This window comes from Mycobacterium sp. E2462 (assembly GCF_001672685.1).
GTDB lineage: Bacteria > Actinomycetota > Actinomycetes > Mycobacteriales > Mycobacteriaceae > Mycobacterium.
Genome location: NZ_LZKC01000098.1, coordinates 1 through 3,332, shown reverse-complemented (window position 1 = coordinate 3,332; position 3,332 = coordinate 1). Strand labels below are relative to the sequence as shown.

Annotated in this window: 5 protein-coding genes; 1 reads left to right on the top strand and 4 read right to left on the bottom strand. The window is 70.8% G+C overall.

From position 1 onward, the window contains the following. Window positions 1-1,579, bottom strand: a 1,579-nt coding sequence (locus A5714_RS04780) for a metallophosphoesterase family protein (RefSeq protein ID WP_068283250.1), incomplete at its 3' end; no start/stop codon positions are given. A 58-nt stretch (window positions 1,580-1,637) separates the two neighbouring features. Between A5714_RS04780 and A5714_RS04775 the strand changes: the two genes are divergently transcribed. Then, window positions 1,638-2,081, top strand: coding sequence for a hypothetical protein (locus A5714_RS04775; RefSeq protein ID WP_068071591.1), 444 nt, complete (start codon window positions 1,638-1,640; stop codon window positions 2,079-2,081). A 4-nt stretch (window positions 2,082-2,085) separates the two neighbouring features. Here A5714_RS04775 and A5714_RS04770 read toward each other — a convergent pair whose 3' ends face one another. The 3 genes from A5714_RS04770 to A5714_RS04760 all read right to left on the bottom strand — a co-directional run. Continuing rightward, window positions 2,086-2,424, bottom strand: coding sequence for a gamma-glutamylcyclotransferase family protein (locus A5714_RS04770; RefSeq protein ID WP_068071593.1), 339 nt, complete (start codon window positions 2,422-2,424; stop codon window positions 2,086-2,088). Further along, window positions 2,421-2,801, bottom strand: coding sequence for a DNA-binding protein (locus tag A5714_RS04765; protein ID WP_231975760.1), 381 nt, complete (start codon window positions 2,799-2,801; stop codon window positions 2,421-2,423). Before A5714_RS04765 ends, A5714_RS04770 begins: the two co-directional genes overlap by 4 nt. A gap of 11 nt (window positions 2,802-2,812) precedes the next feature. Beyond that, a partial coding sequence (locus A5714_RS04760) for a neutral zinc metallopeptidase (RefSeq protein WP_197502871.1) occupies window positions 2,813-3,332 on the bottom strand: 520 nt, incomplete at its 5' end.

Below are 3,332 nucleotides of genomic sequence, written 5' to 3'. Positions count from 1 at the left end.
CACCGCCGCCGCGCGCCTTGGTCAGGGTCACCTCGTCGATCACGGCCACCTCGCCGAACGGCCCGCGCAGCGCGTAGTGGGTCGCCTTGATCGAGGTGTTGCCACCGAGGCGACCCGGGTCGACGTCGAACGCCACGAAGCCGTAGGGGTTCTCGCGGTCGCGGAACGCCGACCAGGGCGCGTCCTCGACGGCGTAGAGCGGTGGCTTGCGGCCGAGCGCGGGGTCGAACGCCCCCACCCCGGTGACCACCCGGCAGCGCGGCGTCGGGAAGAACATGGCGTTGCTGGGCGCCGACGTGCCCCCGCCGCCGATGACCAGATGCACCGTGCCGCGGGTGGTGTCGACGACGTCGCCGTGCGTGTCGACGGGGATCGGGGTGAGCGTGTCGGTGCCCAGCGATCCGCGCAGCGGGTGGGACCGCTCGTAGTGATGCTCGTGGCCGCACACCACGAGGTCGACTTGGTGCTCGTCGAACAGCGGCAGCCACTCCTGGCGGATGCCCAGGTCCGCGCCGTTGGTCTTGTCGGCGGTGGAAATGGCCGTCTGGTGCATGCACACCACCAGCCAGTCCACGTCGGGATCGCGCCGGGCGGCCGCCAGTTCTGTTGCCAGCCAACGCTTTTGCTCGCCGCCAGAATAGCCGTGCACGTAGAAGTTGCCGCCGTCCTGGTACGCGACGTCGTCGTTGTTGAGGCTGATCACCCGCACCGAGCCCGCGGTGAAGGAGTACCACAGGCCGCGGGTCTCGGGGCTCGAGCCGGACTCGGGCACCGCGAAGTAGGTCTGGTAGGCGCCGTACCCGACGGGCCCGTTGCCCAGCTCGTTCTCGTGATTACCGGCCGCCGGCATCCACGGCCGGTAGCGGGCCGAGCGGGTGTTGTTCTCGAACCAGTCCGACCAGGTGCGCACCCGGTCGTGGGCCAGATTCGCGTAGCAGAGGTCGCCGTTGACCAGGTTGAACAGGGGGGCGAGGCGTTCGATCGCCATGGTGGTGTCGGCCGCGGCGGGCGAGCCGATGTTGTCCGTGGCGTAGCCGCCGCCGGGCAGCTTGGCCAGCGCCGGTGTGGACTGATCCCCGAAGCTGGTGAAGCGCAACGGGTGTCGGCCCTTCGGGGCGGTGCGCACGGTGCCCTGTTCGGGCTGCGCGCCGTCGTGCACGGCCTCGTAGACGTAGTCGGTGTCCGGGCTCAGGCCGGTCAGGCGGGCGTGGTTGACGCGCACCTCGACGCCGGACTTGGCGTCGCGGTAGGTGCGGGTCTCGGCGGTCACGGTGCGTCCGAAACCCGACGCGGGGGCGCCGAGCATGACCCGCGGGTTGTTGACGGCCTCGGTGGTGTGCCAGGACACCACCACCTCGGTGGCGGCGTCGCTGCCGAACTGCAGGTGCAGGCCGCTCACCGGCGGCGCGCCGCCGCGATCCGGCCGCTGCCAGAGGGCCGGAGCGTGCGGGTGCGACCACACCAGCGCGGCGCCGCCCCCGACTCCCGCGCCGAGCGCGGCCGAGGCCGCGCTGGTGGTCAGCAACCGGCGGCGGCTGATGCCGGTCGCGGCGTCGGGGGGCGGAGGGTCAGCGCTCACGCTTGCTTCATACCCGAACCGGGCCAACGCCGGTAATGCGTTAGGTAGCGTTTGCGCTATGACGAACGTGCGAACAGTGGCCTGCGGGTTGTCAGCGGCGACGTTGGCGGCGGCCGCGGCAATAGTTGTCACGCCCGCCACCAGCCACGCGGACCCGGCCGGCCACCAGGTGACCTACACCATCACCGCGACGGGAAACCTCACCGGCAACGTGCGCTACATGAACAGCGATCCGCCCAGTCAGGCGGCTTTCGACGCGAATTCCTCGCAATTCTTGAGCTCGGTGCAGACCGCCTTCGCCGCCGGCCAGCCGCTGGTCTACAACGCGACCCTGACCAACCCGAACCAGTGGGCGTTCGTCAACGCCAGCGGCGGCTGCCACTGGCCGGATTGCGACTCGTCCAACACCCCGCAAATCCAGTGCCAGATCGCGGTCGACGGTCAGGTCGTGGTGACCCAGAGCGCGACCACCGGGGTCACCTGCACGACGCGGCCCTGGTAACCGGTCAGCCCGCGAACACATACACCCAGGCCGTCGCGCCCGAGCGCAGCGGCACCGCGATGCGGCGATAAGCGTCGACCTCGTACTCGTCGGCGGCGGCCAATTCGGCTTCGCTGAGGGCGAATACCGTGCCGTCGACGTGGGCGCCGGGCCGGTCGGTCGGCCGCAGGATCGGGTGCCGGTCGCTGCCGCTGGTCGCGACGACGTGCGGGTCGGTGATGGTGACGTGGTCCAGGTCGTAGCCGACGATGGCGTCCCGCTCGCCGGTGAGCTCGCGGCCGAACGTCGCGCGCTGCACCTCCGGCTGCCGCAGCGTGCCGTAGGAGAACAGCAACTCGGTCATGCGCGGGCGGCCTCGTCGTGCGCCGTCACGACCACCTCGGCGCCCCGCGCGCCGACCGCGCGCAGGGTGCGGCTGACCGACGCGTCGAAGTAAGCATTGTCGCCGCGGCCGAGGGTGGAAGTCCGGGCGCAGTAAGGCGCTTCGACCCGGCCGGGGCGCGTCGAATGACGAACGTCGGCGGCCCGTTCGGGCGGTCGAACCATGAACGGCGACACCGCCGTTCCCGGCCGCGCGGACCCCAGCGGCGAGCAGGCGAACAGCCGCCCGGCGTCGCCGTCGAGAGCGGTGGCGAGCCGCAGGGTCACCGCGATCGACGGAGTGCTCTGGCCGCGTGCGGAATGCTGGCTCTTGGTGAGCCCGGCCGGTTCGGCGAGCAAGGCCTGCCGCGCTAGTCCAGGTCGGGCGCGGCGAAGGTGTCGCACTTCTTCGGGTCGCCGGTCTGGTACCCGACGGTGAACCAGTGCTGCCGCTGCTCGGAGGAGCCGTGCGTCCAGGATTCGGGGTTGACCCGGCCCGTCGCCTGCTTTTGGATGCGGTCGTCGCCCACCGACGCCGCGGCCGACAGTGCGTCGGCAATGTCCTTGTCGCTCAACGGCTCCAGATAGGGCACGCCGGTGCTTTCCTGTTTGACCGTCGACGCGTAGTGCGCCCAGATGCCGGCGTAGCAGTCGGCTTGCAGCTCGGTGCGCACGCCGTTGCCGCCGGCGCCCTCGGCGCCCTGTTGGCTGCGGCCCAGGGTGCCCTGCAGCTGCTGCACGTGGTGGCCGTATTCGTGGGCGACCACATACTCTTGCGCGAAAGGCCCTCCGCTGGAACCGAATTTGTCGACGAGTTCCTGGAAGAAGTCGGTGTCGAAGTACGCGGTCTGGTCGACCGGGCAATAGAACGGCCCCACCGCTGTGGTCGCG

Bases quoted from the DNA above. Each gene is read 5' to 3' on its own strand.
- A5714_RS04775 (WP_068071591.1), top strand. From the start codon at position 1,638: ATGACGAACGTGCGAACAGTGGCCTGCGGGTTGTCAGCGGCGACGTTG.
- A5714_RS04770 (WP_068071593.1), bottom strand. From the start codon at position 2,424: ATGACCGAGTTGCTGTTCTCCTACGGCACGCTGCGGCAGCCGGAGGTG.